Here is a 26658-nt window from a genome sequence, read left to right on the forward strand (position 1 = left end):
TGGAAGTAAGGGCCTGTCCAGCTTGTTGCATATTACTTGCAAGAACAAGATGCTTGCAGCAATGCGGCAACTGTATTTTCTGTTATGCCAATTGACACAACAACATGTCTCCCCCTAGCTTCTTGCCATGCCCGAAACGAGAGGGCGGGGTCGCCCCCGCAAGGACCCTCAGGCGCTGGCTCGCTGGACTCCACCGGAGGGCTGGTCCCGACTGGTGGCATGGGTCTCGCCCGAGGAGAAGAAGGCCCTCAAGCGCGTCGCCGTCGAGGCGGAGGTGTCGGTGGCCGATCTGGTGCGCTCGCTGGCGGGCGGACTGGCCGCAGGGGTGATCGACGCGGAAGAACTCATACGACAGGTCCGAAAGGGTATGCAGGTCATGGAGAAGATCCCCACCCTGTTCGAACGGGACGACCGCTTCCGGGTCGTCGACCGGCCGCGCGCCGAGTGCGCCTGGGTCTTCGCGGGCGAGGGGACCCCGACCGAGAAGCTGGACGGTACGAACGTCCGGCTCACCGTCCGTTCCGGCCGGCTGGTTCGGGTGGAGAAGCGGCGCAACCCCAGCAAGGCGCAGAAGCAGCAGGGCATCGTGGACGGCTGGTACGTCGACACGGACGAGTACGGGGCCGACGACAAGTGGATCCTGGCCGCCGCCCACAACACCGACGTCTCCGGCTGGCCGGACGACGAGCACCCCTGCGAGGCACTGGGCCCGCGCATCCAGGGCAACCCGCTGGCACTGGACGACCACCTGTGCGTGCCGTTCAACCTCGAAGTCCCGATCTACCGGGAGGTACCGCGCAGTTACACGGGTCTGAGGGACTTCCTCGCCGAACTGGAGAGCCGGTACGCCCCGGGGCACCTGGCCGAGGGAATCGTGTTCCACCACCCCGACGGGCGTCGCGCCAAGATCAAGCGCAAGGACTTTCCACTGAGCAACTGAGCTTCACCAAGCTCGACTTGGCCGACCCTGGTAGATCGGTTCGGCGAGGGCACGCCGTCCCGCCCGACACGACCCGGTGGGCGGGACGGCACCGAGGCGGCTCCGGCCGGTCGGCCCGCGATCTAAGCCCGGTTGAACCCGTGGCTGCGCTCCACCTTCGCCACATGCAGCGTGTAACTCTCGTACCACTCGGCCCGCCCACGCTCCTGCGCCGCGCGATGCTCGGCATGGGTCCGCCACTGCGTGAGGGCCTCGGCGTCGCGGAAGTACGCGACGGTGATGCCCAGCCCGCCAGGGTTCTGCGCGTGGTCCATCCCCAGGTACCCGGGAATGTCCTTCACCAGCTCTTCCATGCGCGCGTTGGTCTCGGGGAAGCCGCTCTGGTCCGGGGTCCGCACCGTGGTGAAGACAGCTACGTAGTAAGGGGGTTCAAAGGCCTCGACGGGCGTGACAGGCACTTCCGGGTGATCGCTCATGGCGTCACCGTAGGGCGGGACCCACTCGACGGGCCAGCGACTTCCGGACGATCACTGCGCTGCCCGCCTGCCGCCCCGTCGAGCTGCGTAGTCGCCCGCCACGGAGACCGTCATCAAGGCGGTCCCCCTGGTCCTGGCGGTGTCACCGCCCTGCCCGGCCGCACCACCGGGACCGGGCGGCGTCACATGTCGCCCGGCCGCCGTACGCTCCCGTGGTGGACAGCCATCGTCCGACGGCCCCCGTCGGCCCGAGGGTGTCGCTTTCCCCGTGGGGCACCCCGACCGGGCACACCGTAATTTCATGGCGGTTGCACCTGCCTTCCTCGGTGTCGTGGTTCTCTCCGGCGGACCGGGCGCGCTCGCCCGGGCCACACGACGTGCGGGTCACCGACCGGCACGAACCGGAACCTGGAAGCCGGCCTGTGCGGGACGGAGCAGCCGGAAGGTGACCCGGCCGTCGGCGTCGATGCGGGCGCCGTGCACGGCCGGCTCGGGCAGGCTGTTGTAGTGGAAGGGCGTGGAGAAGTAGTACGCGCCCGTGTCCGGGACGACGACGAGGTCACCGGTGTCGAGGAGGGGCAGGGCACGGTCGCGGGCCAGCAGGTCGCCGGCGAAGCAGCAGGGGCCCGCGACGTCCTGGTGCACGGGCCTGCCGTGCTTGGCCCGGCCACGGGAATCGTGGGCCTCGACCCGCAGGGGCCACGCGTCGGGGGCGAACGCCGTCCGCGTGGCGACCTGTGCGCCCGCGTGGGTGATGGCGATGGGACGCCCGCCGACGGTCTTGGTGTACTCGACGTACGCGGCCATGAACCCGTTCTTCGCCATCACGGAGCGGCCGAACTCGGTGACGATCTCGTACCGGCCCGAGAACAGGGCCGGTGCGTGCGCCCGCAGCTGGTCCACGTAGGTGTCGAAGCCGGGCGTCGTCTCGTCGCTGTCGAAGTTGACCGACAGCCCGCCCCCGACGTCGATGCCGGTGACCTGTCGGCGGCCGAGGTGGGTGTTGATCTCCTCGGCGAACTCCACCGCCTTCGCGACACCGTGGGCGATCAGGTCCGGGGGGCAGCCCTGCGAACCGACGTGCGTGTGCAGCCAGGTGAGCCAGGGGCGGTCCCGGTACGTCTGGAGCAGTCGTCGCCGGTTGCCCTCGTCGGCCAGGGGGATGCCGAACTTCGAGGTCGCGGTGGCCGTGCTCATGGCGCTGATCGAGCCGGCTCCGATCTGGGGGTTGATGCGCACGCCGAGCCGCGAGGCGGAGGAGCGGGTCGCCAGGATCTCGTCCAGTCGGTCGAGTTCCTGGAAGCTGTCCGCGTTCACCGCGACCCCCAGGTCCAATGCCCAGGCCAGTTCCTGCCGGGTCTTGGCCGGGGAGTCGAACACGATCCGAGCGGGATCGAAGCCCGCCTCCAGCGCCTGGGCGAGCTCCCCGGCGCTGGCGACCTCGCAGCCCATGCCGCTGCGGCGCAGTTCGTCGAGCACGGGCACCAGGCAGTTCGCCTTGGCCGCGAACGCGTGCAGGACCCGCAGGGAGTCGGGGAACGCCCTGTGCAGGGACGAGACGGTCTCGTTGACGCCGTCGAGGTCGACGAACGCCGCCAGCGCGGCCGACTCGGGATCCAGGAGTCCCTCCTGCACCGCCGCCCGCAGAATCCGCTCACGCCGGTCGGCCCTGTCGTGACCACTCACGCCGCACCCTCCCTGGGTCGAGGTCTGTCCGCCCCTCGACTGCCGAGGGGCGGACCACCAGCGTCCCGTCGCGGCGGTGCGGGTGTCTTCGTCGCGGGTCCCGGTGTTCCGCCGGGTGGTTCTCACTGTGGAGCGAAATCCCGGGCCCGGCGCGGCCTCCTTGGTGCGCGGGCACGAAGGAACCGCCCGTTCTTCGTGGCGGACACCCGAGCACTCAGGTTTCCCGGCCGCCGCGTTCGAGAAGGCGCAGTTGCAGCTGGGCGAGGAGACGGGCGTCCGGGCTGCGCAGGTCGAGCCCGGACACCTCGGTGATCCTGCCGATCCGGTGGCGCAGGCTGTTCGCGTGCACCCCGAGCGCCCGGGCGGTGTCCGGCACATGACCGAAGTGGTCGAGGTAGGCCCGCAGGGTCTGCACCATGGTTCCCCCGCCCTGGCCCGCGTCGTACGCGACCAGGCGTGCCACCGGTGTCTCCGGCGCCGGGGCCGATCCCGTCAGCCGGTCCAGCATCTCGTTCAGGGCGATCGTCTCGGCGACCTCGTCGGCGGAGGCGACGGTACGGTGCTCCCCCGGCGCGAGCAGGGCCCGTAGCACCAGGTCGGCCGACCGGCGGGACGCGGGCAGGTCCGCCAGGGTCTCGACGACCGTGCCCAGACCGATACGCGCCTGCGGACCGAACACGTCGGCCACCTGCCGGACCAGTGCCCTGCCCAGCCGCGCGACCTGCTCGGCGGCCCGCCCCGCTTCCTGGTGCAGCCCGCCCACCAGGACCAGGGCCCCCTGGTCGACCGGGATCACCACCGGCGTGAGGTCGTGCGCGCCGCAGCACACCGCCAGCAGGGCGCACAGCCGACCGGCTTCCTCGCCCTTGCCTGCGGCGTCCGCGGGACGCACCGCCAGGGCGGCGCAGTGCCCGTGCGCCGCGATCCCGGTGAGTTCGCTCAGCGCACCGGCCGATCCACGTCCGTCGAGCAGCGCACGGGCCGCGTCCTCGACCAGTCGGGCGTGCGTACGGTGCGAACGGTGGTGGAGCAGATGTGCGGCGGCCACCCGCGCCGCCGACCGCAGCGTGTCGGAGGCGTGCGCCGGGAGGTCGCCGCCCGCGGCCGCCACCCAGATCGAGCCCAGGATCTCGCCGCCGGCCCGCACCGCGACGACCAGCCGTTCGGGATTCTCCCCGTGGGCCGGCCGGTGGATGACGTCCCCCGAACCCCACAGCGCCCGGAAGAACCCGGCCTCCGACATGGCGGCCACCCGCCACTCCGGCACCCGGCGGCCGAGGATCGTCAGCCGGCGCAGCTCGTCGACGTCCTCCTTCGTGGACGAGTACGCCAGCACCCGGGACTCCACGTCCTCGATCGTCACCGAGCCGCCGACGAGGACCGCCAGCGCGTCGGCGAGCCCGTCCAGGTCACCCGGTGGCACCGTCGGGTCGGCGGGGACTCCGCACAGGACCAGACCGGCGCGCAGCGCGCCGACCAGCTCGGTCCAGCCGCACCACGCCGTACGCAGGAGCACCGCCAGGCCGGCCTCCTCGGCGGCCGCCCACAGCGCGGCCGAGGGCCGCCCCGACCTGCCCTGGCCGAAGACCACCGCGGCCGCTCCCGATCCGGCGGCATCCCGTACGACGTCGACGGCGGCGGCCGACTGCGGATCGATCCCCACGGCCAGCAGCACCTGTCCGCGCGGCTGCCCTGGCTCCAGCGGGTCGAGCATCATGACTCCGTCGACCACGGCCTCCAGGCCGTGCGGGGCCGTGTACGGCTCCAGCGCGCCGGCCCCCATGACCGACAGCAGTCTGTCCAGCGTCGGCCTCGATGCGGCAGCGTCCCCCTGTCCGACGATGCTGTTCGGCACCATCCGGCCCCCCGTCACGGTCGGTAAGTCATGTGACGGTGAGTGTACGAGCACTCACAGGGCCGCTGTGCGGCGTCCTCTGGATCCCGGCCCGGACGTGCCGCGGAAAGGGAAGGCGGCCGCACGGTCGCCTCCGGCACCGGGTGTCCGTCCGCTCGTGCGGGCATGCCGAACCGGCGGCGGTGCGACCACTCTCGTGGGGCGGTCGCACCACCGCCGGCGGACTGCGCCGGGGCGGCGCGGGAGGTCAGCTGGTGAAGGTGAACCAGTTGATGTTGGTGAAGTCCGCACCGCTGCCCGACGAGAAGACCAGGTAGACGTCGTGGACTCCGGTGGCGGAGGCGATGATGTTCGCGGGGACGGTCTGCCAGGTCTGCCAGCCGCCGCTGCTGGCGAAGTTGATCTCGGCGATCTTCGTGCCGGTGGTGCTGTCGAGCCGCACCTGGACGGCGCCGCTGACCCCGGCGGCCGCACCCGACGCCAGCCGGGCGATGAACTGCTTCGGGGAGGCCGAACCGAAGTCGACGGAGGAGAACTTCAGCCAGTCGCCGTTCCCGATGTAGCCCACGTCGCTGCCGCCACCGGTGTCGGAGCAGCCCTCGGTGGTGGTCCCGCTCTGTGCCGAGAAGGACTCGGCCTGGATGGTGCTGTAGGCGCTGACGGCGCCCGAGCCGCCGCCCGATCCTCCCCCGGTGCCGCCCGCGCCCAGGGTGATGCTCCACGAGGTGGGCGCGCCGTCCTGGATGTGCCCGTCGACGGGGGCCGCGCCGGTGGGGCCGACGTCGTCGTAGGGGAAGGCGTAGCCGATGCTGGCGTACTTGTGGACCAGCCGTGCGTAGTGGTTGGTGATCGGGTCCGTGTAGTACTGGGCGGGTGTCACGCCGTCGGGGTTGTTGTTGCCGCCCGAGACCAGGAGCGAGCTGCGGTTGATCGCGGCGGCGAGCCGGGCGGCGATCGCTCCGCGGGCGTCCCCGCCCGAGTTGTAGAGCGGACCGGAGGCGCAGCCGAAGATGTCGACGGCGCTGGGCTTGGTGAACGGCACACCGTTGGTGTTGAGACCTGAGAAGACGATGGCGTTGCCGGAGACGGTGCCGGTGTAGGAGCCGATGCTGCCCTGGCCGTTGATGGTCAGCGGGGTGGTGGCGTAGTGGCTCCAGACCCGGTTGAGGTAGTCGTTCCAGTAGCCGCCGAAGTCCACCGGCGAGTGCGCGGGCGCCATGACGCGCAGCACCCCGCCGGAGGAGTCGGTGACCACCAGCCGGTCCCAGGGGGCTCCGTCGGAGGCGTGCTGCGTCTGGAGGCCGGAGGCGATGGAGGCGAGGGCGCCGGCGGGCAGCGGGCTGACCGTCTGGGTGCCGCCGCTGCCGGTGCTGCTCATCGCGATGGGCAGCGCGACCATGTCGACGTAGGAGATGTTGGCGTAGAGGTTGGCGCTGTTGAAGGTGAACTCGCAGAACGTCCAGTTGGTCGACCAGTTGGGGTCGGCGCTGGTCAGGGCGGGCTGCACCACGCCGGGCACGGTGCCCGGGTTGACGAAGAACTGGAGTTTCTTTCCGACCGAGAAATAGATGCGGCCGCTGATGATGTAGTCGGTGAGCGTGACGGTCTTGGCAGCCGAGCCGGAGGCGCCCAGCGCGATGGAGTAGTCGGCGATGGGGGTCACCGCGGACGACGGGTTGGGCAGCCGGTTCAGGGCACCGTTCGCCGAGACGAAGACCGGCCAGCCGCTGCTGTCGGTGCCGGATATGTAGGCGTAGACGGTGTCGTAGCCGGAGTTGTTCGCCAGTTTCACGGGGAGCGAGACTCCGACCGCGGCTGCGGCGGAGGTCAGCGGCGAGACCGGCGACAGCGGGCTGAGCGCGGCCGCACCGGTGACGGCACCGGCCGCGGCGAGAAAGGAACGTCGGGAAACCACAGTGGGGCCCTCCCGGAGGGAGTGATGGTCCGTCAACTGAATGACGGGCGGGGGGTGTTGTGTCATGGGGGGTTCTGTGCGGACGTTATTGGACTGGACCAATACAGTCAAGGTTGCGGAACCATTACCTCCACGCAACAACGCCCGCGCTTCTCCAGGGATCTCGCGACCGGTGTCCGCGCGGTCCGGAGGCCGGGCGGTGCCGCGACTGGCGCCGGAGACGACCGGTGCGACCAGAACATCCGGCCAACTGCCCATTGCGCACGCGGTCGGCGACCGGTCATCGTTCAGGCTGTCGCTGTCCGCGCGCCGAGGAGGGCCCGTTCGTGGCTACCGCTCCCGCCCGTCGGCTCATCCTTCTCGGCGGCGGCTTCTCCACCGAGGACGACGGCCTGCTGGACGACTGGACGCTCTCCCACGTGGGCGTCTCGCGGCCCAAGGTGTGCTTCGTTCCGACGGCCAGCGGTGACGCTCCCGCCTACGTCGAGCGGTTCCTCACCGCGTTCGGGTCACGCGATTGCGAGCCCGGCGTCCTGCCCCTGTTCCGCAGGGACCTCGATGACGATGCCCTGCGAACGCTCCTGCTGTCCCAGCACGTCGTATACGTAGGCGGCGGCAACACCGCGAACCTGTTGGCGGTCTGGCGCGCGCATGGTGTCGACCGGCTGCTTCGCGAGGCGTACGACCGCGGAACCCTCCTGTGCGGGATCAGCGCCGGCGCCAATTGCTGGGCCGCGGGCTCCCATACCGACTCGTTCGGACCGCTGACTTTCCTGCCGGACGGACTGGGCCTGCTGCCCGGCTCGGTCTGCCCGCACTACGACAGCGAGCCGGGCCGCCGCTCCTCCTACCAGGAAGCCGTGGCATCCGGCTCGCTCGCCGACGGCTGGGCTCTGGAAGACGGCATCGGCGCCCTCTTCACCGACGGCGTGCCGACGGAGTCGGTGACCCGCACGCCGACGGCCCGGTTGCACCATGTACAGGCAGACGGAAGGGGCGGTGTGGTGGTGCGGACCCTGTCCTGCCGCCCGCTCGGCCGTGGCGACGCGGAAGTACGCGGCACCGCAGGGGAGTTCACCTCACCTCCACCGATGTGACGCGGGCCACTCTCTCGGCGCTTCGAGGTCGGACGTACGCAATCATGATCGACATGGACGCTCGCTTCCTCGGTATCGCCGAGCTCACCGACGCCCCGCCCGTGGCGGTCGTGGTCGACGTCATGCGCGCCTTCACGGTGGCGGCCTGGGCCTTTGCCCAGGGGGCAGAAAGGATCGTTCTTGCCGAGTCGCTGGACCAGGCCCTGGCGCTCAAGGCTCGCCACCCGCACTGGATGGCACTCAAGGACGGCCCGCCCGCCCCCGGGTTCGACGCCGTCAACTCGCCGGGCCTGCTGCGATCCATCGACCTGACCGGACGGACCGTGGTGCAGAAGACCACGGCAGGGACGGTCGGCGCCCTGGCGGTCAAGGAGGCGTCACTGGTGCTGTGCGCCGGCTTCGTGGTGGCGGAGGCGACGGCTCGGCTCCTGCGGACACGCGAGTGCGATCGGGTCACGTTCGTGGTCACCGGCGAGGAAGGCCGGGCCGAGGAGGATCTGGCATGCGCCCAATACATCGCCGGGAGAGCCACCGAGGCCGAGACGGAAGCCGCCGCGTTCCTCCATCGGGCCGCCGTGTCACGCGCAGCCGCCGAGCTGACGGAGGGCGTGCGTCAGGGAGTCCACCCTGACGACGTCGCACTCTGCCTGGAGGTCGACCGCTTCCCCTTCGCCATGGTGGCGGCCCTGGAGGACTCGCTCATGACCCTCCGCCCGCACCCCGTACCCGTGCCCGCGTGAGCTTCGGGAAGCCGGCACCTCGTCGGGCCTGCGGCAGGTGGGGCCGTCAGTCGCCTCCGTGCCGGCCTTCACGGACCTGTCCGTACTCCCCAACCCGGCCCATTGGGACCGGAACATGTAAGGGAGGGTCTCCACTCAACCCCCGCCGGCAGATCACGTACGACCAGCTCGACAAGATCCTTCAGGCTCGGCGTGGACGACTCCTTCGAAGTCGAGAGCGTGGCCGCTTTTTCCGACCGAGGAGAACGGCCACGCCATGTCGGCAACCGCCCGCGTCGAGCCGGTCGTGTGATCGAGGTCCGAGGGCGGTCCGCCCTCACTCCTCGCCGGAGAACCGTCCCCAGGCCGACTGGCGGGTGATGCCGAGCGCCTCGCCGATCCTGGCCCAGGTCACGCCGCGTCGCCGCAGCTCCATGACCCACATGCGCAGATCGGCCTCGACCTGGTCGGCGACGGCCGCTACCCGGGGCAGCCGGGCCAGCATCTCGGCGTCGGTCAGCTCGCCCCACATCGGCATCCGCAGCTCGGTCGGGGCCGGGTAGTACTCGGCCACGATCGAGGCGGCCAGGTCCACGCACTTGTCGCAGATGTGCACCCCGGGACCGGCGACCAGCTTGGCCACCTCCGCCTCGGGCTTGGCGCAGAACGAGCAGGCCCGGCCGTCGTCTTCCATCGCCTCCGCGGGCATGGAGCCCCTCCTCCGACCGCGACCTGCCTGTCAGGCCGATCCTGACAGGCACCGTACGCTTGTCAGGGCTGCCCTGACAAGCACGGACCGCGCAGGCCGCACAGGCGGCGTGGGATCAGTCGGCGTCGAGGCCGCCGATCAGACGGTTGAGGAACCGGGTGAAGGTGGCTTCGGGGGCGAGGGCACGTCCGGGGGCGGAGAGGGCCTCGGCGAGTTCCGGATGCCGGCCGTCCGCGGCGACCGCGGCGAGGTAACGGGCTTCGGCCGCGGCCCGTTCGGGCGACTGCGCGGCCGCGGCCTGCGCGACCTCGTGGGCGACGTGTCCGGCCACGAACGCGGTGAGCTGAGCGAAGATCTCCATCTTCGCCGCGCCGTCCAGCCCGCTGGGCCGCAGTGCGGCGAGCGCGCGCTCCAGGAAGGCCAGGGTGTTGGGTCCCGGGACGCGCCGGGTCGACAGGGCGGCGGGCAGCCAGGGGTGTCGCAGCATGTGGTCGCGCTGGAGGTGGGCGATGGCCTTCAGGTCGGCGCGCCAGTCACCGGTGAGCGCCGTCGTCGTCGGCAGTTCGCCGCTGACGCGGTCGACCATCAGGTGCAGCAGCGTCTCCTTGTCGGGGGCGTAGCTGTAGAGCGACATGACGCCGGCGCCGACCTGCGCGGCGACTTTGCGCATGGTGACCGCTTCGAGCCCTTCCGCGTCCGCCAGGGCGACTGCCGCCGCGGTGATCGCCTCTCGGCTGTGGACGGGCTTGCGGCCCCTGCGGGGCGGGACCGAGCTCGGCCAGAGCTCCCCGAAGTCCATGCCGGACACGGCGGCCTCTGCGTCGCGGGGCATGGTCCACGCTCCTTCCCTCGGCCGCGGTGGCCCTTGCGGGCCCCAGTCAAGCATGCCCTATTCTCGTACAACGTACGGAAATTCTGGGAGGGGAACGATGCCATCACGCACGCACGGTTCTGCGCCGAGGCCGGCCTGGGCACCGCCGGCCGGGAGACCGCCCCTGGCCGCACGGCTGATGAGAGCGACCTGGCGCCGCCTTCCGGCGAAACTGCACGAGGTCGGATGGGAACCGGGACTGGAGGTGCCGGCCGCCGACGGCAGCCCGCTGGTCACGGACCACTACTTCCCGCGCGCCGAGGGCGACTTCCCCACCCTCCTGGTGCGCTCGCCGTACGGCAGGAGCCTGCCGTGGTCCCCCATGTACGGCCTGCTCTTCGCCGAGCAGGGCTTTCACGTGGTCCTCCAGAGCTGCCGCGGCACCGGCGGTTCAGGGGGCGCGTTCGACCTGTGGCGCAACGAGACCGCCGACGGCCGGGCCACGGTGTCCTGGCTGCGCGAACAGCCCTGGTTCGACGGGACACTGGCCACCGTCGGCCCCAGCTACCTGGGATACACACAGTGGGCCCTCGCCTCGGACCCGCCGCCGGAACTGAAGGCCATGGTGGTGCAGGTGGGCCTGCACGATCCCCACGCCCTGTTCCACACGGACGGTGCGCTGCGGCTGGAGAACGCCCTCGCCGTCGGCGTGGGGATGACCTACCAGCACCAGGGCATGGCCGCGTTCCTGAGGGCGACGCTGCGTCTGCAACGCCGTCTGCGGGACATCACCACCGCACGGCCGCTGCGTGGGGCGCATCTGCCGGTCTTCGGAAGCCACATCCCCTGGCTGGACGACGTGATGACACACCCGGACGCCAAGGACGCCTACTGGCACGGCGCGTCACAGGCCGGTGCGGCGGAGCACCTCGGCATCCCCACGAGCCTGATCACCGGCCGGCACGACGTGCTGGCCGACCAGACCTTCGAGCAGTACGACCGACTGCGCCGGGCCGGCTGCGAGACCGCCCTGCTCGTCGGACCGTGGACCCACACCTCCGCCCTGCAACAGGGCTGGCCCGAGGTGTTCACCGAGAGCCTCGCCTGGCTGCGTGCCCACCTGTGCGGCGATCCCTCCGGCCTGCGCCCCACCAGGGTGCGCGTGCACGTCGGCGGCGAGAACGCCTGGCGGGACCTCGACGACTGGCCTCCGGCCACCGCCGTGAGCCCGTGGTTTCCCACCGCGCAGGGACACCTCACCCGGCAGGCACCCACGGACCGCGCACCGCTGAGGTCGTTCCGCTACGACCCGGACGACCCCACCCCCGCCCTCGGCGGCCCCCTGCTCTCCCGCACCGCGGGACCGCGCGACAACAGCGGCCTGGAGGCACGAGGGGACGTACTGACCTTCACCGGGCCGCCGTTGACCGAGCCCGTCGACATCATCGGACCGGTCTCCGCGAGGTTGAGCGTGTCCACGGACACCGGTCACGCCGACGTCTTCACCCGTCTGTGCGACGTGGACGCACAGGGCCGCTCCGTCAACGTCTGTGACGGACTGGGTCGGCTGCGGACGGACGGGTCCGACCCGTCGCCGATCACCGTGCCGATGGGGGCCACCGCGCACCGCTTCGCCGTGGGTCACCGCATCCGCTGGCAGATCAGCGGAGGCGCCCATCCACGCTACGCCCGCAGTCCCGGCAACGGACAGTCGCCGGTGGACGCCACCGCCTTCACACCGGTACGCATCACCCTCCACGCCGACTCGGCACTGCTGCCGACCGTCGACGCGAGGTGACCCGCCCTTGGGCCATACTCTGGGTCGGCGACTTCGGGGAGGGCATGTCCATGCAATACAGCGATCGGTGTGCACGAACAGTCCCGCGAGCGGTGGCCGTCGTCGCCGCCGCCGTCCTGATGAGCAGTTGTTCGTCGGGCGAACCCGCGCAGGCCAAGGAGTGGCAGGAGAACTACTGCGCCGAACTGGGCGCCTGGCAGGACGCCAGGCACGCCACTACCGCCGACGCGGCGGACACCGGTGACAGTGACGGACAGTCGGCCCCGAAGCCCGAGTCCGACGCTCTCGGAGCGGCGAGGACGCTGGTCATCGCCGCCGCGAAGAAGCTCGCCCGGGAAGGCCTCGAGCGCGACGGCGGCCACATCCTCGACGACACCGTGTACGCCGTCGGCGGCGACGCCGGAGCCGAGAGCCGCGCGGTGTCCTACTGCGACACCGCGGGATTCGAGACCCTGGTCGACTGAGCCGGCCGACGCCGGGGCCGCACGGGTACGGTGCCCCGGACCGCGGACCGCCTCGCGGCCGGCGCCGTCACCCCGCCCGGCCGGCGAACGTCACTTCTCCGCCCGCTGTGTGACGTCCGCCTCGGTGCGGTCGCCCAGGAACTCGTACCAGCGGCGCTCCAGGCACACGTAACGCACGTCCGCCTCGACGAGACCGAGGAATCCCGACACCGTCTCGGCGAGGCGTTCGTGCAGTCCCGGGTCGGCCAGTCGCCCGTCCTCGGCGAAGGCCTGGTAGCCGTCGGCCAGGCTGAACATGTCCGGGTAGACACGGGTACCCAGATGCTCCAGCGGAACCCGCAGCGCCCACAGCCCACGGTTGCCGCCCACCAGGGACGGCGACGCGGACACGAGCAGGGCGTGCTTGGTCTTGAACGGCTGCGGCCTGATACGGGAGACCCAGTCGATCGCGTTCTTCAGCACGCCCGGCACGGAGGCGTTGTACTCCGGGGAGGCGATGACGAAGGCGTCACTGCGGTCCAGCCGGTCGTGCAGGGCCAGGGCACCGGGCGGCAGCCCCTCGGCGGCCTCCCTGTCACCGTCGTACATGGGCATGTCGAAGTCGCGCATCAAGGCGAGATCGACGCCCGCCCCGGAGTCGGAGACGAGCCGGGCGACCAGGGACGCGAGACGGGCGTTGACCGAGTCGGTCCGCAGTGACGCGCCGAATACCAGCACCCGCAGCGGGCCGGGACTCGTGTCGGTGGTCATGGACAGTCCTTCCATCGCGGGCACACGCCTGTCGCGAGGCGCTCAAGGAACGAGTGTGATCGGGAAAGAGCCACCGTGCGACCGACACGCAGAGCCGCGAGCCATCTCACCCGCAGCAGGGGTCCGGCGATCCTCGGGGCGGATCGTCGGGAAATAGCCTGAGCGCCACCGCGGGGCCCCGCTGCCGAGTCCGCCACCTGCACGGACGCCGTCCGTGGACGACCCCCAACATAGTGGATTGACTATTCCAGAAAGCGCGCTAAGCTGGCCGCATGGCACGCACCAGGGAGTTCGACATCGACCGGGCGACAGACCGCGCCATGGACCTGTTCTGGCGCCGCGGCTACGCCGAGACGTCCCTGCAGGACCTGCTCAAAGAGCTGTCGATAGGCAGCGGGAGCTTCTACGCGGCCTTCGGCTCGAAGGAGCAGCTCTACCTCCGCGCCCTGGAGCGCTACATCTCCCTCCAGCACGACGACCTGGAGCAGGCCCTCGGCGAGGCTCCCCAGATCCTGCCCGCCGTCCGCAAGGTGCTCGCCGCGCTGATCGAGGCGGACCTGGCCGACCCCACGCGCGGCTGTCTCGTGGTCAACGCCTCCACCCAGTGCGGCGAGCTGCCCCCCGCGGCGGACCGCGTCACCGACGCGATCCGACAGGTCGAGTCACTCCTCGCCGGCGCCCTGGAGCAGGCACAGGCACGGGGCGAGATCTCCCCGGAGAAGGACCCGAGGGAACTGGCCCGGTTCCTCACCACGTTCCTCCAGGGAATCCGGATCGTCGGTCGGGCGCGCATGGGGCGCGAGTTCGCGCAGGACGCCCTGTCGGCCGCGATGCGCGTACTGGACTGACGGCCGCACACACTTCCCATCGAGGCCGGGACGGGCACTTCCCGTCCGCGACCACCACCGCGACCGAGACCGCGACCAAGACCGCGGAAGGTCGTACTCAGATTATGTATCAATCATTCCAGAAAGGGATCGTCATGGAACTCCAGCTCAAGGACAAGGTCGCCGTCGTCACCGGAGCCAGCAAGGGGATCGGCCTGGCCATCGTCGAGAGGCTGGCCCGCGAAGGGGTCAAGGTCGTGGCCGGCAGCCGCTCCTCCACCCCCGAACTGGACGCGCTCGCCACCGACCACGACGTCACGATCGTGCCGGTCGACCTGTCCACCGCACAGGGGGCGGAGACCCTGATCCAGCAGGCCGTGGAACGGCACCAGCACCTGGACATCCTGGTCAACAACGTCGGCGCCGCCGAGCCCCGCGAGTCCTTCCTCGAGGTCGACGACGCCGCATGGCAGCGGATCTTCGACCTGACCTTCTTCAGCGCCGTACGCGCCAGCCGCGCCGCCCTCCCCCATCTGATCGCGGCCGGCGGCGGGGCCATCGTGAACATCAGCTCGATCAACGCCCGGCTGCCCTTCCCCATGGTGGTCGACTACTCGGCGGCCAAGGCCGCCCTGACCAACCTCAACAAGTCCCTGTCCGAGGAGTTCGCACCGCAGGGCGTGCGCGTCAACGCGATCGCCCCCGGCCCGGTCCGCACACCGTTCTGGACCGCGCCGGGCGGCTTCGCCGACGCCACCGCCGCGAGCGCCGGCATCACCGCCCAGGAAGCGCTGGACGTCGCCGTACCGCAGGGCATGGGGATCACCACCGGACGGATCACCGAGGCGCACGAGGTCGCCGACCTCGCCCTGTTCCTCGCCTCGCCCCTCGCCGCCAACATCACGGGCACGGAGACCGTCATCGACGGCGGCCAGACCAAGACGCTCTGAACCACCCCCGTACCCGACCCGTCACGAAACCGCCCAGGGCCCTCAAACCCCTGCCCGAACAGGCAGGTCGAGGGCCCACGGCGACCCGGACGAGCCTCCATGGACCAATATCCGTCGAGTCCGTCGAGTGTTCAACTTCCAGGGCCGGACGCCACCCAGTGGCTGCGGACCGCCGGCTTCGCCAAGGTGGAGGCCCGCCACCTCATCGGCGGCTACCCCGCCGTCTACGCCACCAAGTGAGCGCGGCTCCCGTCGAGCGCTGACGAGCGGCATGCCGGCGGCCCCGGCACGCACCGTCGTTCGGCGGGCCCGCGCCGGGGCCGCCGGTACGTACGGGTGGCCCTGACGCGCGGCGAGGACGGGCGAACATGACCGTCTGTCACCGTCCGGCTGCGCGTGTAACAGGACTGTATTACCGACGGGTTCGGCGGAACGGAGTGCCGGGCCGGGCCGGTCTTGGTGGTCGTCACAGACGCTCACTCGTACCGGGCCGCCCGACCCGCCCACCGACACCGAGGATGAATCAATGCGCGTTCACCAGCTCACCTTCGCCGCCCTGGCCGTTGCCGCAGGCCTCTCGCTCACGGCCTGCCAGAGCGGCACGGACAGTGCGGGACAGAGCGCACCGTCGTCCGCGACCGCGGCGTCGTCCGCGACCGACGGTTCGACGACGGGCGGCTCGACGACGGGCGGCTCGACGGCGGGCGGCTCGACGGCGGGCGGTTCGAACCAGGGTGGCGGCAAGGACACCACCGGGGGCTCCGCCGGGAAGGGCACGGCCGCCGGGAGCGGCTCCGGTTCCGGCACGAGCGGCACGGCCACCGGCCGGTGCCACAGCGACGCGCTGGACATCACGGCGAAGGACCGCACCATCGACGGCGACCCCGACGGCACCGTCGTGGTCGAGCTGAAGAACCACGGCAGCCGCGACTGCACCCTGTCCGGCTACGCGGGCGTCGACCTGAAGACCAGCGCGGGGTCGCTGTCCGCACAGCGCACCGGTACGCCGGCCGGCCCGGCCGTCGTCAAGAGCGGGCAGTCCATCGACTTCGGCATCAGCTACCCGCTCAACACCTCCGGCGGCTCCGGTGTCCGCATCACGGGTCTGCTGGTGACCCCGCCCAACGAGACCAGGACCGTCACTCTCGCCTGGCCCGGCGCCGGCACGCTGCCCGTCACGGAGGGCGGCGGCACGCCCGTGAAGGTGGGTCCGATCGGCAGCGCCGGCCAGGGCGGCTGACCCGTACGCCCGGGAACCGTCCCGGGGAATCCACCCAGGCTCCATGCGCAGTACGGCTGTTGCACATCACCCGAGTACAACCATCCGCCGGAATCGGACGTCTGAACGGATGCCCCGGGAATGGCCGCGGGGCGTCCGGCAGGGGCCGGACGGCAGGGCCCGTCGTAGGGGCGGCGCAGTACAGACGGAGGACCGTGGACACGCAAGGCGGCAGGAACATCGATCCCGCGGACCAGTGGGTCCTCGATCCGGAGACCGGTGACTACCGGCTGCACACGGGCACCGGCGACGCCCCGGCCGCCACGGTGCCGGAGCAGGGCGGGCGTCGCGCGCGCCGCGAGGCGGAGCGGCGCCCCGCCCCGGACCCGGGCCCGGGCACTCACGGCGGCGGCGGTATGGGCGTGAGCACCCCCCGCGGCGGCGCGGCGAGGTCCCGGAAGGCCAAGCGGTCCACGAAGCGCAGGGTCCTGGTGTGGACCGCGGGCACGCTGGGTTTCGTTCTGGTGGCGGGCAGCGCCGGGGCCTATCTGCTGTACCGGCACTTCAACGACAACATCAACACGGTGGACGTCGGCACCGCGGGCAGCAAGAACGCGACCAGCGACGACGCGGTGAACATCCTGGTCATCGGCACCGACAGCCGAATAGGCCTGGGCGGGAAGTACGGCGACGCCGGCAGCGTGGGCCACGCCGACACCACGATCCTCTTCCATGTGGCGAAGGACCGCTCGAACGCCACTGCCATGAGCATTCCACGCGACATGGTCACCGGCATCCCGGACTGCCCGACCAAGCAGAAGGACGGCTCCACCCAAACGATCAAGGCCACGCCCCAGGGGTCGTTCGGTCCGCGATTCAACGAGAGCCTCGGCCAGGAGGGCCGCGACCCGGGCTGCACCATGCGGACCGTCTCCGAGATCACCGGTCTGCCGATCGACCACTTCATCCTGGTCAACTTCGAGGCCGTGAAGACGCTCTCCACCGCGGTCGGCGGCGTGCCGATCTGCCTGACCCATGCCATCGACGACACGGACAAGCAGGGGCAGGGCTCTCATCTGCATCTGGCCGCCGGACCGCACACGGTGCAGGGCGAAGAGGCCCTCCAGTTCGTCAGGACCCGTCACTCGCTGAAGAACGGCAGTGACCTGGACCGCATCGACCTCCAGAAGCAGTTCCTGGGTTCGATGATCCGCCAGATGAAGTCCGGCGACACCCTCAGCGATCCCACGAAGCTCTTCAAGCTGGCGAACGCGGCCACCAAGTCGCTCACCGTGGACACCGGCATCGGCGGTGTCGACAAGCTCACCGCCCTCGCCAAGGATCTCAACCGGGTGGATTCCGAGCACATCACCTTCACGACCCTGCCGGTCGTCGACAATCCGGCCGAGGGGAAGAACCACCGGACCGTCGTGATCGACAAGACCAGGGCGCCCGCGCTCTTCGCAGCGATCAAGAACGACGTCTCGCTGACCGAGGTCGCGAAGAAGCCCACGTCCGACTCCAAGCTCAAGGGCACCAAGGCGGACCCGTCGCAGGTCCGGGTGACCGTCTACAACGGCGGTGGCCCCCAGGGCGCGGCGCAGACCACCCTGGAGTGGCTCCAGAACACCAAGGGCGTCGCCCACTCCACCAACGGCGGCAACGCCCCCGGGGCGAAGCAGGACCGTACGACCCTGGCCTACGCTCCCGAGCAGGCCGACCAGGCCCGGGCGCTCGCCGCGATGATGGGCCTGTCCGCCTCGGCGCTCCACCCCGCGACGACCGCCTCCGGGTCCGGCACGGACGGCTCCGGGACCAGCAAGGACATGACACTCACCCTCGGGCGCGACTTCAACGGCCCCGGAGCGGCGCTCACCGACCCGGCCAAGCCCCCGACCGACATCCCGCAGTCGCGCGCCGACAAGAAGGAGTGCGTCGGCTGACGGCAGGCGGGCGGGTACCTCGGCGGCGGCGGAGGGCGTACGTACACCTCCTCGCCGCCCGGTACGGCGGTGCGCGGCCGCAGCCTGGGCCGCGCGGCCGGGCCGCCGCCCCCGCGCTGTTGCGGCGGGCACCGCCCCGCGTTGGAATCAAGTGTGAGGCACTTTGGCGGCGCCATGTCCGCCGGTCGTCCCGCCCCCGGCACAGGGGCCGGCCGGAAGGGACTCAAGAGCAATGCCCTTGGCATGTTCTCCTCGGTCGTCATGGCCCTGGCCTCCACCGGTCCGGCGTACAGCCTCGCCGCCACGCTGGGCGTCATCGTGGCGGGGGTCGGACTACAGGCCCCGATCATCACCATGCTGGCCTTCGTCCCGATGCTGCTGGTCGCGTACGCCTTCCGGGCACTCAACGCGAGCAACGCCGACTGCGGGACCACCTTCACCTGGGCCACCCGTGCCTTCGGACCACGTACCGGCTGGATGGGCGGCTGGGGCCTGATCGTCGCCAACATGCTCGTCATGGCGAACCTCGCCGCGATCGCGGCCTCCTACACCTTCCGGCTGGTGGGCCTGGACGGACCGGCGGAGAGCCGTCTGTGGACCACTTCGGCGGGCATCCTCTGCATCGTCGGGCTGACCGCGATCTGCTACGCCGGCATCCAGGTCTCGGCAGCGGTCCAGCGCTGGCTGCTGTGCCTGGAAGTGGTGATGCTGCTCGTCTTCGCCGTCGCCGCGCTGGTCAGGGTCTACGCCAACCCTCCCCCGACGGCCATCCCCGTCTCCGCCTCCTGGTTCAACCCCTTCGAGGTGCCCTCGGCACAGGCCCTGACCTCGGGGGTCCTCGCGGGGGTGTTCATCTACTGGGGCTGGGACACCGCGTTCTCGGTCAACGAGGAGACCGTCGACAGCAACCGTGTGCCAGGACGCGCCGCGGTCATGTCCACCGTGCTGCTCCTGCTCATGTACGCGCTGGTGTCCACGTCGGCGCAGGCGTTCGCGGGAGTCGGCACCACGGGCATCGGGCTCGCCAACCCCGACAACGTGGACGACGTATTCGGCGGGCTGGGCGAGGCCGTGTTCGGGAGTCAGCAGGCGGGGGTCGTCCTGTCGAGACTGCTGATCCTGATGGTGCTGACCTCGGCGTTGGCCTCCGCTCAGACCACCATCCTGCCCCTGGCCAGAACCGTCTTCTCGATGGCGGTCCACAAGGCCGTACCGCCCCGGTTCGCCCAGGTCCACCGCAAGTACCTCACCCCGACCTGGGGGACCGTGGGAACGGGCGCGGTCTCGATCGCCCTGCTGGTCCTGCTGACCGCGTTCAGCCAGAACGTCCTGGCCGACTCGATCGATTCGATCGGCCTCGCGATCGCGTTCCAGTACGGACTGACCGGCTTCGCCTGCGTCTGGTACCACCGCAAGGCCCTCACCCGCAGCGGCAGAGACCTGATCTTCAAGGGGGTGCTTCCGGGACTCGGCGGGCTGATCATGCTCGTGCTGTTCCTCTACGCCGCCTTCGTGGTCTACGCGGAGCCCGGGTACGGGTGGACCGTCGTCGACCTGCCGTTGATCGGACGGACGGGTGGCGTCACCGTCCTGGGTCTGGGCGCCCTGCTGATCGGTCTGCTGCTGATGCCGGTGGTCACCCGCGGCCACACCGTGGCTCTCAAGCTCCAGCGGAGCCTGCTGCCACGCGGCCTGCCGCCGCACGCCGCCGTCGACTCGGCGAGCCGCTATCTGCCCGCCGACAGCGGGGCCGGGGTGGGCGGCGACTGGTACGACGTCATCCCCCTGTCGGGCACCCGGGTCGCCCTGGTCGTCGGGGATGTGCTCGGTCACGGCCTCCAGGCGGCGGCCACCATGGGACGTCTGAGAACGGGTGTGCGTGTCCTGGCCCGGATGGACCTGAGCCCGGACGAGTTGCTGTCCCGTCTGGATGACCTGGTCGAGCAGACCGCGCACGAGGGCGCGGTCGGCCGCGGCCCGGGCCATCCGAAGCAGCGGGCCGACGGCGCCCTGGGGGTGTCCTGTCTGTACGCGATGTACGACCCCGTCTCGGGGAGCTGTAGCCTCGCGCGGGCCGGGGAGTCGGTGCTGGCGGTCGTGGAAACCCGCACGGGGGTCGTCGACCACCTGAAACTGCCCCCCGGGCCGCCGCTGGGCGTCGCCGGCCCGCCCTACGAGAGCATGGACCTGGAGCTGGCTCCGGGCACTCTCGTCGCCCTCTTCACGGCCGGCCTCCTCCAGGACTCCGACAGCCGTGCGGCCGGGCTCGCGCGACTGTCCCACGCCCTCGCCGACGATCGGGCAACGTTGGAATACTTGTGCGATCGAGCGGTGGACACGCTGCTTCCCGGGCCGGTGGACGAGGACGCGACACTGCTCATGGCCCGCACCCACCTGCTCGACCGCAACCAGTTCGCCCAGTGGGAAGTGTCGACGGACCCGGAGGCGGTGGGCACCATACGCACCGCCGTCAGCAAACAGCTGCGCGACTGGGAACTGGACGACCTGGAGTTCACCACCCAGCTCATCGTCAGCGAACTGGTCACCAACGCCATCCGCTACGGCGGCGGCCCGATCCAGGTACGCCTGATCCGCGATCGGGCCCTGATCTGCGAAGTCTCCGACACCGGCCACACCGCGCCCAATCTTCGGCACGCCGCGAGCGACGACGAGGGAGGCCGGGGGCTGTTCATCATCGCCCAGATGACCCACCACTGGGGCACGCGCTACACCCCCACCGGCAAGACGCTCTGGACCGAACAGGACCTGCCGCCACCGGACGGCCCGTAGCCCTCTTGGGCCATACCCGTTTCAGGGCCCAGCTGTCTTCAAGGCCGGACCCGCCGCGGAGTCATGCCCGATTCAGGCCACGCCCGATTCAGGGCCGTGCCCGCTTCAGGCACCGGGCCGGCACCTGGCCGCCGAGCACGATCCGCCACTGGCTCCCGCCCCCGCACTCCTGGTACGCCGAGCGCCCGCCGCGGCCGATGGCGACCACGCACGAGCGGACCTTCTCTCCCCGGCGCAGGTACCGCACGAGGGGCGACGCGGTCGTCGCGACCGGCCCCTCGTTCCCCGCGGGCTTGCGCACCGCGACCTTATGAGCGGCCTTCCACATCGACGTGCACGGCGCGGACGCGGTGGGTGCGGCGGCGGCCGGCGGGGCGGTGGACAGGGCGGTCGCCAGCACGAAGGCGGCGGCCGTGGTGAACAGGCGTCGGGTCAGGTGCATACCGGCTCAACCTCGGCACCCCCTGGACGGGTCACGGCCACCCCCCGAAGATCACTCGACGGAGATCGAGCCAGGCCGCACGGCACACACACGCGCGTAACGCATCACCGACAGCGTCGTTGAACAGTGCACCCCCCGAAACGGGCCCCGGGAAACCTGCCCCCGGGGCCCGTTGATCCCGAACTTGACGACCGTGGCCGGCTCGCCCCTCCGAGGGCGAGTCCACGCCGCTCCTCGTGGACTCCGACGCCCCGGGGAACTCCACCGCGCCGGCGGCACACGTCGCCGACTACACCGACGAAGTCCGCTTCCCGGGCTCCGCGTACCGTGCGGTGCCCGGCAGCGGTTCGAGGTCCTCGCCGAGCGCCTGAAGATCGAGCTGACGGTGACGGCCGTGTATCTGGTACAGGGCCGCGCACCAAGATGGTTGTGGGTCTAGGCACCGGCCTCGCCATGGTCCCGGACGATGATCTTGCCGGTGTTCTCGCCGTGCAGCATTCCCAGGAACGCGTCCACGATGTGCTCGAAGCCGTCGAGCAGCGTCTCGTCCGGAGTGAGCCGTCCGCTCTGGAGATGGGGGACCGCGAACTCGTACAACTCCTCTTGTACGTGGTGGTGGTTGCTGACCAGGAAGCCCTCCATGCGGAGGCTCTTCTCGACGATGTCCGCGTAGTCGAAGCGCGGCGGCAGTGCGTCGGGGGTGTTGTACTGGCTGATCGTGCCGATCCGGACGATGCGGCCGAACTCGCGCAACGCGCCGACCGCGGCGGCCAGTTGCTCGCCGCCGACGTTGTCGACGAACACGTCGACGCCGTCCGGCGCGGCCTTGCGGAGCAGGTCGGCGGCAGATCCGTCGTGGTAGTCGAAGGCGGCGTCGTAGCCGACCTCCCGTACGAGGTGTTCGGTCTTCGCCGCCGAGCCCGCGCTGCCCACGAGCCGCCCCGCGCCGAGCAGTCGGGCGAAGCGACCGGTGGCCGTGCCGACCCCGCCGGCCGCGGCCGACACGAACAGGTCCTCGCCCTCCTGGAGCCGGGCGATCCGGGTCAGGCCCACGTAGGCGGTCAGGCCGGTGCCGCCGAGGACGCTGAGGTGGTTGCTCAGGGGCACGCCGTCGAAGCGGGGCAGGTGCCGGGTCTCCTCGGGTGTGATCACGGCGTGTGTGCGCCAGCCGTGGCGGTGGAGAACGATCGCGCCCTCGGCCAGCCGGGGCGTGCGCGAGGCGACGACCTGTCCGACGGCGCGGCCCTCCAGCGGTGCGTGCAGCGCGAAGCCGCCGGGCACGTCGTCCATCATCTCGCGGTGGTACGGGTCGACGGACCAGTAGAGGTTCTTCACCAGCGCGCTGCCGGGCGCGGGGGTGGGAGGCGTGGACTCGACGAAGGCGAAGTGGTCTGCGGTGGGGAAGCCGTGCGGGCGGGCGGTCTGGTGCACGGTGAGCGCGATCTCGTTCATGAGCGGAACGTAGGCCGGGAATGGGCCCGGCGGGCAGTGGGTTGAGCTCATGCGACACGCCGGTTCCATGAGCAGATCTCATACAGTGAGGTGAACGCCCCGTGGCTCGCACGAGAGACTCCGATCTCGCCCCCCACGAACTGCGTGTGCTGGTGGCGGTGGCGGACGCCGGGGGTTTCTCGGCCGCGGCCGAGGCACTGGGTGTGACGCAGTCCGCGGTCTCCCACTCGGTTCGCGGCAGCGAGCGCAAGATCGGCGCCGTGCTCTTCGACCGCGGTCGCGCCGGTGCCCGTCCCACACCCGCCGGGGACAGGGCCGTGGCGCACGCCCGCCGCATCCTGCGGCTGCTGGACGTCCTGACCGTGGAGGCGCGCGGCGCGGCCCGCTCCGACGTGCCGCAGGGGCCGCTGCGGATCGCGGCATTCCGCAGCGCCGCCCTCCAGCTGCTGCCGTCCGTCCTGCGGCGGCTGCGCGCCCGGCATCCGGGGATCGAGCCGCAGGTGCGGATCGTGCGCGAGGTGGGGCGTGGCGCCGCGGGCGAAGTGGCCGACGGGAAGGCGGACATAGCCATCAGCACGCTGGGCGGCTCGCTGCCGCTGCCGCCGGGGCTGGTCGCGGGCGGGCTCTTCGAGGAGCCCTATGCCCTGGTGCACCCGACGGGACATGCCGCCCCGCGCTCGCTGCCGCTGGTCGACTGGGCCGAGAACTGCGGCTCGTACACCCGCGACTGGTGGGCTGCCCAGGACTGGATCCCGAAGGCGAGTATCGAGGCGGAGGACGACGGAGCGGTGCTGTCCTTGGTGAGCGCGGGTCAGGGCATGGCGATCATGCCGGCGCTCTCCCTGGCCGGAGCGCCGGACTCGGTCGGGATCGCCGATCTCGGCCCCGGGCGCCCGACGCGCCGGATCGGTTACGTCACCGGCGCCGAACTCGCCTGCTCCGCTGCGGTGCGCGCCTTCGTCAGGGAACTGCGGGCCACGGCCCCGCAGAACGGGAGTGCCTCCCCGGTGGCCGCCGGGGAGGCACTCGTGGGCCGGTTGCGGCCGGTGGATTCCTAGCGGCGCAGTGCCGCCAGGTTGCGGTAGCCGATGGCGGCGTGTTCCAGGGACTGCCCCGGGTTCGTGCTGCTGGGGGCGTTGTCCTGCTCGATCATCGGATTGTGGTAGTTGCGGTGGCCGACCCGCGAAAAGAACGTGTGGTAATCGATGACGCCGGTGCCGAACGGGACCATGTCGTAGCCCTGGCCGTTGGTGGCGTTGACGACGCCGTCCTTGGCGTGGAACAGCGGGTAGCGCTTGTTGTTGCGGGTGACCAGGCCCGCCGGGTCGAAGATGTTCGTCTGGGTCGAGCCGTCGTGGGCGGTGTAGGTGCGGAACTTGTACTGGGCCACGTGCGCCCAGAAGATGTCCATCTCCAGCCAGACCGTCTTCGGGTCGGTGATCGACAGGAAGTACTCCAGCTTGCGGATGCCGGAGCTGCGGGTCGGCCGGCCCTGGGCGTCGAGCGGGCCGCCGTCCAGGAGGAAGCCGTACGCGGCGTCGTGGTTGTGGGTGTAGAGCTTCAGGCCGGCGCCGCGGGCGAGGGTGCCCAGGGCGTGCCACTTCTCGGCGGCCACGTCCCAGTCCGCCTTGTAGGCGCTGCTGGTGGGGTCGCCGCCGGTGCCCACGTGGGCCATGCCGAGGATGTTGGCGATCTCCAGGTGCTTCTTGAAGGTGTCCAGGTCGGTGCCGGACAGCGGCCAGGAGCCGGGGATGAAGCCGTGGTTGCCCTGGGCGCGCAGTCCGTTGTCGTCGAGCCAGCGGCGCAGTTGCTTCGCGCCCTCGACGGACTCCAGACTGGCCCCGCCGGGCGCGTTGGCGTGCTGGCCGTAGCCGGCGAACTCGACCTGCTGGTAGCCGAACCGGGCGAGCTGTTCGAACACTCCGCGGAAGCCGGACGGCAGGGTGGTGGTCCCCGGGTCGCGGCCGATGGCGTCACGGACGGTGTAGAGGATGATGCCGCGCCTGTCGGCGGGGACGAGGACCTGCCCCTTGCCGTTCTCGCCGCCCTTGTTCTCCGTCTGGGGTGCGGCGTGGACGGGCGCCGCACCGAGGACGGGGGCGGCGATCGCGCCCGCCGCGACGGCGGTGCAGGTGCTCAGGAAGCTGCGGCGGCCGAGGCCGAGGCTGCGGCGCAGCTGGTCGTCGGAGTTGTGGTTCACGTTCAACGGGTGCCTTCCTTCACGGGGTAGCCGGTACCGAGACCGGCGAGGTCGAGCAGGAGCGGTTTCACGTCGGTGGCCGCGATGCGGTCGCCGACGGCGCGGGGGGTGGAGCACAGGAGGAGCGGACCGTCGTCGTCGCTCGTGGGGAGGCGGCCGTGGCTGCCCCGGATGGGTGAGGCGTCGAGGGGCACGACCGCCATGCGGTAGCGCAGGCCGAGCTTCTTGCGGGCGAGCGCGGTGGCCGCCTTGACCTTGACGTAGGGGTCCTGGGGATCCATGAACAGCTCGACCGGGTCGTATCCGGGCTTGCGGTGGATCTCCACGAGCTGCGCGAAGTCCGGGGCGCGGGCGTCGTCCAGCCAGTAGTAGTAGGTGAACCAGGCGTCGGGTTCGGCCACGGCGACCAGTTCGCCGGCCCGCGGGTGGTCCAGGTGGTGGGCCTTCTTGCCCTCGTCGTCGAGGAGTTGCTCGATGCCGGGCAGGCCGTCGAGGGCGGCGCGGGTGGCGGCCAGGTCCTCGGGCCGGCGGACGTACACATGGGCGATCTGGTGGTCGGCCACGGCGAAGGCGCGCGAGGCCATCGGGTCCAGGTACTCCATGCCGTCCTGGGTGTGGACCTCCAGCAGGCCCGCGCGGCGCAGGGCGCGGTTGATGTCGACGGACCTGGTGACCTTGGTGATGCCGTACTCCGACAGGGCGACGACGGTGCGGCCTTCGGCCCGGGCGTCGTCGAGGAGCGGGGCCAGGGCGGCGTCGAGGTCGGTGGCGGCCTTCAGGGAGCGCGGGTCGTCGGGTCCGTAGCGCTGGAGGTCGTAGTCGAGGTGCGGGAGGTAGCACAGCGCGAGGTCGGGCCGGCGGGTGCGCAGGATGTGCCGGGTGGCGTCGATGATCCACTGGCTGGAGGTGAGGTCGGCGGCCGGCCCCCAGAACCGGAAGAGGGGGAACGTGCCGAATTTCGCCGTGAGTTCGTCGTGCAGGTCGACGGGTCGGGTGTAGCAGTCGGGTTCCTTGCGGCCGTCCGCGTAGTAGACCGGGCGCGGCGTGACGGTGATGTCGGTGTCGGCGCCCATGGCGTACCACCAGCAGATGTTGGCGACCGTGTAGCCGGGGTGGGCGCGCCGGGCCGCGTCCCAGATCTTGTCGCCCGCGACGAGCCCGTTGTGCTGGCGCCACAGCAGTACGTCGCCGAGTTCGCGGAAGTACCAGCCGTTGCCGACGATGCCGTGTTCGGCGGGGAGCGTGCCGGTGAGGAAGGTGGACTGCGCGGCACAGGTGACGGCGGGCAGGACGGTGCCGAGGTTCGCCCGGGAGCCGTTGTCGGCGAGTGCCCGCAGGTGGGGCATGTGGGCGAGGAGGCGGGGGGTGAGGCCGACGACGTCGAGGACCAGCAGCGGGGTGGGTCCGGTCATGGCTGCTCCTTCAGTCCGAGGTCGATCAGCAGGTCGCGGGCGAGGGCGAGTTCGGCGGCGATGCCGTCGGCGAGCCCGTCGCGGTCCCGGGGGCGCAGGCCGGGCGGGAGCGCCTGCCAGGTGTACGTCTCGACCTCCAGGTGTCGGGTGAGCGGGCGGGGACCGCCGACGAGGCGGGTGAGGGCGGCGCGCAGTTCCGGGAG

Annotated in this window: 24 protein-coding genes and 1 pseudogene; 13 read left to right on the top strand and 12 right to left on the bottom strand. The window is 71.1% G+C overall.

The annotated features are described in order from the left end of the window. Nucleotides 1–127 precede the first annotated feature (127 nt). Nucleotides 128–940, top strand: a complete 813-nt coding sequence (locus FNH09_RS02995; RefSeq protein ID WP_152884810.1) for an RNA ligase family protein — start codon at nt 128–130, stop codon at nt 938–940. A 122-nt stretch (nt 941–1062) separates the two neighbouring features. On the opposite strand, the gene FNH09_RS03000 is transcribed toward FNH09_RS02995, so the two are convergent. From FNH09_RS03000 to FNH09_RS03015, 4 genes are all read right to left on the bottom strand, one after another. After that, entirely contained in the window at nt 1063–1416 is a 354-nt protein-coding gene (locus FNH09_RS03000) for an antibiotic biosynthesis monooxygenase family protein (RefSeq protein WP_152884812.1), read from the bottom strand. Between the two features lie 384 nt (nt 1417–1800). Beyond that, nucleotides 1801–3102, bottom strand: a complete 1302-nt coding sequence (locus FNH09_RS03005) for a type III PLP-dependent enzyme domain-containing protein (protein WP_338017449.1) — start codon at nt 3100–3102, stop codon at nt 1801–1803. 214 nt (nt 3103–3316) lie between these two features. After that, complete coding sequence (locus tag FNH09_RS03010) at nt 3317–4960, bottom strand: PucR family transcriptional regulator (RefSeq protein WP_152884814.1); 1644 nt, start codon at nt 4958–4960, stop codon at nt 3317–3319. A 244-nt stretch (nt 4961–5204) separates the two neighbouring features. Next, the gene (locus tag FNH09_RS03015) at nt 5205–6872 is read right to left on the bottom strand and encodes a beta-1,3-glucanase family protein (RefSeq protein ID WP_162468037.1); all 1668 of its coding nucleotides are present in this window, start codon (nt 6870–6872) and stop codon (nt 5205–5207) included. Between the two features lie 326 nt (nt 6873–7198). Here FNH09_RS03015 and FNH09_RS03020 point away from each other — a divergent pair, with 326 nt between their 5' ends. Together FNH09_RS03020 and FNH09_RS03025 are read left to right on the top strand one after the other, a co-directional pair. Beyond that, complete coding sequence (locus FNH09_RS03020; RefSeq protein ID WP_162468038.1) at nt 7199–7969, top strand: Type 1 glutamine amidotransferase-like domain-containing protein; 771 nt, start codon at nt 7199–7201, stop codon at nt 7967–7969. A 53-nt stretch (nt 7970–8022) separates the two neighbouring features. Continuing rightward, nucleotides 8023–8709 carry a 2-phosphosulfolactate phosphatase gene (locus FNH09_RS03025; protein WP_152884818.1) on the top strand — a complete coding sequence of 229 codons (687 nt, stop codon included), beginning with the start codon at nt 8023–8025 and terminating at the stop codon, nt 8707–8709. Between the two features lie 316 nt (nt 8710–9025). Here FNH09_RS03025 and FNH09_RS03030 read toward each other — a convergent pair whose 3' ends face one another. Then, the gene (locus FNH09_RS03030; RefSeq protein WP_152884820.1) at nt 9026–9397 is read right to left on the bottom strand and encodes a ClpX C4-type zinc finger protein; all 372 of its coding nucleotides are present in this window, start codon (nt 9395–9397) and stop codon (nt 9026–9028) included. Between the two features lie 115 nt (nt 9398–9512). After that, nucleotides 9513–10196 (bottom strand): TetR/AcrR family transcriptional regulator C-terminal domain-containing protein, encoded by a 684-nt coding sequence (locus FNH09_RS03035; protein ID WP_238426427.1) that lies wholly within the window; start codon nt 10194–10196, stop codon nt 9513–9515. Nucleotides 10197–10407: 211 nt separating this feature from the next. Between FNH09_RS03035 and FNH09_RS03040 the strand changes: the two genes are divergently transcribed. Beyond that, a complete protein-coding gene (locus tag FNH09_RS03040) occupies nt 10408–12006 on the top strand; it encodes a CocE/NonD family hydrolase (RefSeq protein WP_238426419.1) in 1599 nt (532 codons plus the stop codon). Nucleotides 12007–12098: 92 nt separating this feature from the next. Beyond that, nucleotides 12099–12470, top strand: a complete 372-nt coding sequence (locus FNH09_RS03045) for a hypothetical protein (protein ID WP_152884828.1) — start codon at nt 12099–12101, stop codon at nt 12468–12470. A 90-nt stretch (nt 12471–12560) separates the two neighbouring features. Here the strand turns inward: FNH09_RS03045 and FNH09_RS03050 are convergent, their stop codons facing one another. Further along, a complete protein-coding gene (locus tag FNH09_RS03050) occupies nt 12561–13220 on the bottom strand; it encodes an NADPH-dependent FMN reductase (protein WP_152884830.1) in 660 nt (219 codons plus the stop codon). Between the two features lie 272 nt (nt 13221–13492). On the opposite strand from FNH09_RS03050, the gene FNH09_RS03055 reads away from it, so the two are divergent. From FNH09_RS03055 to FNH09_RS48155, 6 genes are all read left to right on the top strand, one after another. Continuing rightward, a complete protein-coding gene (locus FNH09_RS03055) occupies nt 13493–14068 on the top strand; it encodes a TetR/AcrR family transcriptional regulator (protein ID WP_152884832.1) in 576 nt (191 codons plus the stop codon). Nucleotides 14069–14202: 134 nt separating this feature from the next. After that, nucleotides 14203–14997, top strand: a complete 795-nt coding sequence (locus FNH09_RS03060) for an SDR family NAD(P)-dependent oxidoreductase (protein ID WP_152884833.1) — start codon at nt 14203–14205, stop codon at nt 14995–14997. Nucleotides 14998–15096: 99 nt separating this feature from the next. Next, nucleotides 15097–15237: a hypothetical protein gene (locus FNH09_RS46580; protein WP_156110795.1), complete on the top strand. Its 141-nt coding sequence runs from the start codon at nt 15097–15099 to the stop codon at nt 15235–15237. A 286-nt stretch (nt 15238–15523) separates the two neighbouring features. Beyond that, entirely contained in the window at nt 15524–16237 is a 714-nt protein-coding gene (locus FNH09_RS03065; protein ID WP_152884835.1) for a DUF4232 domain-containing protein, read from the top strand. 194 nt (nt 16238–16431) lie between these two features. Next, entirely contained in the window at nt 16432–18159 is a 1728-nt protein-coding gene (locus FNH09_RS03070; RefSeq protein WP_162468039.1) for an LCP family glycopolymer transferase, read from the top strand. Nucleotides 18160–18402: 243 nt separating this feature from the next. Further along, nucleotides 18403–20949 (top strand): amino acid permease, encoded by a 2547-nt coding sequence (locus FNH09_RS48155; protein WP_238426420.1) that lies wholly within the window; start codon nt 18403–18405, stop codon nt 20947–20949. Nucleotides 20950–21037: 88 nt separating this feature from the next. Here the strand turns inward: FNH09_RS48155 and FNH09_RS03080 are convergent, their stop codons facing one another. After that, a complete protein-coding gene (locus FNH09_RS03080; RefSeq protein ID WP_152884840.1) occupies nt 21038–21391 on the bottom strand; it encodes a hypothetical protein in 354 nt (117 codons plus the stop codon). A gap of 236 nt (nt 21392–21627) precedes the next feature. Here FNH09_RS03080 and FNH09_RS49430 point away from each other — a divergent pair, with 236 nt between their 5' ends. After that, nucleotides 21628–21762 carry a hypothetical protein gene (locus tag FNH09_RS49430; RefSeq protein ID WP_274390197.1) on the top strand — a complete coding sequence of 45 codons (135 nt, stop codon included), beginning with the start codon at nt 21628–21630 and terminating at the stop codon, nt 21760–21762. A 64-nt stretch (nt 21763–21826) separates the two neighbouring features. Here the strand turns inward: FNH09_RS49430 and FNH09_RS03085 are convergent, their stop codons facing one another. After that, nucleotides 21827–22843: an NADP-dependent oxidoreductase gene (locus FNH09_RS03085; protein ID WP_152884843.1), complete on the bottom strand. Its 1017-nt coding sequence runs from the start codon at nt 22841–22843 to the stop codon at nt 21827–21829. 101 nt (nt 22844–22944) lie between these two features. On the opposite strand from FNH09_RS03085, the gene FNH09_RS03090 reads away from it, so the two are divergent. Beyond that, nucleotides 22945–23901: a LysR substrate-binding domain-containing protein gene (locus FNH09_RS03090; RefSeq protein WP_162468040.1), complete on the top strand. Its 957-nt coding sequence runs from the start codon at nt 22945–22947 to the stop codon at nt 23899–23901. Here FNH09_RS03090 and FNH09_RS03095 read toward each other — a convergent pair. The 3 genes and pseudogenes from FNH09_RS03095 to FNH09_RS03105 form a co-directional block, all read right to left on the bottom strand. Beyond that, nucleotides 23898–25049: a sugar phosphate isomerase/epimerase family protein gene (locus tag FNH09_RS03095; RefSeq protein WP_152884845.1), complete on the bottom strand. Its 1152-nt coding sequence runs from the start codon at nt 25047–25049 to the stop codon at nt 23898–23900. The two genes, FNH09_RS03090 and FNH09_RS03095, sit on opposite strands and share 4 nt — an antisense overlap. Continuing rightward, nucleotides 25046–26455 (bottom strand): alkaline phosphatase family protein, encoded by a 1410-nt coding sequence (locus tag FNH09_RS03100; RefSeq protein ID WP_152884848.1) that lies wholly within the window; start codon nt 26453–26455, stop codon nt 25046–25048. Before FNH09_RS03100 ends, FNH09_RS03095 begins: the two co-directional genes overlap by 4 nt. Then, nucleotides 26452–26658 (bottom strand): annotated as a pseudogene (locus FNH09_RS03105) (metabolite traffic protein EboE); the annotation flags it as partial. The gene FNH09_RS03100 and the pseudogene FNH09_RS03105, both read right to left, overlap by 4 nt.

Origin of the sequence: Streptomyces adustus (assembly GCF_009377175.1) — a bacterium.
GTDB classification, from domain to species: Bacteria; Actinomycetota; Actinomycetes; order Streptomycetales; family Streptomycetaceae; genus Streptomyces; species Streptomyces adustus.

Coding starts and splice junctions, on each gene's coding strand:
- FNH09_RS03085 (WP_152884843.1), bottom strand. CDS start 22,843: ATGAACGAGATCGCGCTCACCGTGCACCAGACCGCCCGCCCGCACGGC.
- FNH09_RS03030 (WP_152884820.1), bottom strand. CDS start 9,397: ATGCCCGCGGAGGCGATGGAAGACGACGGCCGGGCCTGCTCGTTCTGC.
- FNH09_RS02995 (WP_152884810.1), top strand. CDS start 128: ATGCCCGAAACGAGAGGGCGGGGTCGCCCCCGCAAGGACCCTCAGGCG.
- FNH09_RS03025 (WP_152884818.1), top strand. CDS start 8,023: ATGGACGCTCGCTTCCTCGGTATCGCCGAGCTCACCGACGCCCCGCCC.
- FNH09_RS03065 (WP_152884835.1), top strand. CDS start 15,524: ATGCGCGTTCACCAGCTCACCTTCGCCGCCCTGGCCGTTGCCGCAGGC.
- FNH09_RS03040 (WP_238426419.1), top strand. CDS start 10,408: ATGAGAGCGACCTGGCGCCGCCTTCCGGCGAAACTGCACGAGGTCGGA.
- FNH09_RS03100 (WP_152884848.1), bottom strand. CDS start 26,455: ATGACCGGACCCACCCCGCTGCTGGTCCTCGACGTCGTCGGCCTCACC.
- FNH09_RS03000 (WP_152884812.1), bottom strand. CDS start 1,416: ATGAGCGATCACCCGGAAGTGCCTGTCACGCCCGTCGAGGCCTTTGAA.
- FNH09_RS03035 (WP_238426427.1), bottom strand. CDS start 10,196: ATGGACTTCGGGGAGCTCTGGCCGAGCTCGGTCCCGCCCCGCAGGGGC.
- FNH09_RS48155 (WP_238426420.1), top strand. CDS start 18,403: ATGTTCTCCTCGGTCGTCATGGCCCTGGCCTCCACCGGTCCGGCGTAC.
- FNH09_RS03010 (WP_152884814.1), bottom strand. CDS start 4,960: ATGGTGCCGAACAGCATCGTCGGACAGGGGGACGCTGCCGCATCGAGG.
- FNH09_RS46580 (WP_156110795.1), top strand. CDS start 15,097: ATGGACCAATATCCGTCGAGTCCGTCGAGTGTTCAACTTCCAGGGCCG.
- FNH09_RS03080 (WP_152884840.1), bottom strand. CDS start 21,391: ATGCACCTGACCCGACGCCTGTTCACCACGGCCGCCGCCTTCGTGCTG.
- FNH09_RS03055 (WP_152884832.1), top strand. CDS start 13,493: ATGGCACGCACCAGGGAGTTCGACATCGACCGGGCGACAGACCGCGCC.
- FNH09_RS03060 (WP_152884833.1), top strand. CDS start 14,203: ATGGAACTCCAGCTCAAGGACAAGGTCGCCGTCGTCACCGGAGCCAGC.
- FNH09_RS03050 (WP_152884830.1), bottom strand. CDS start 13,220: ATGACCACCGACACGAGTCCCGGCCCGCTGCGGGTGCTGGTATTCGGC.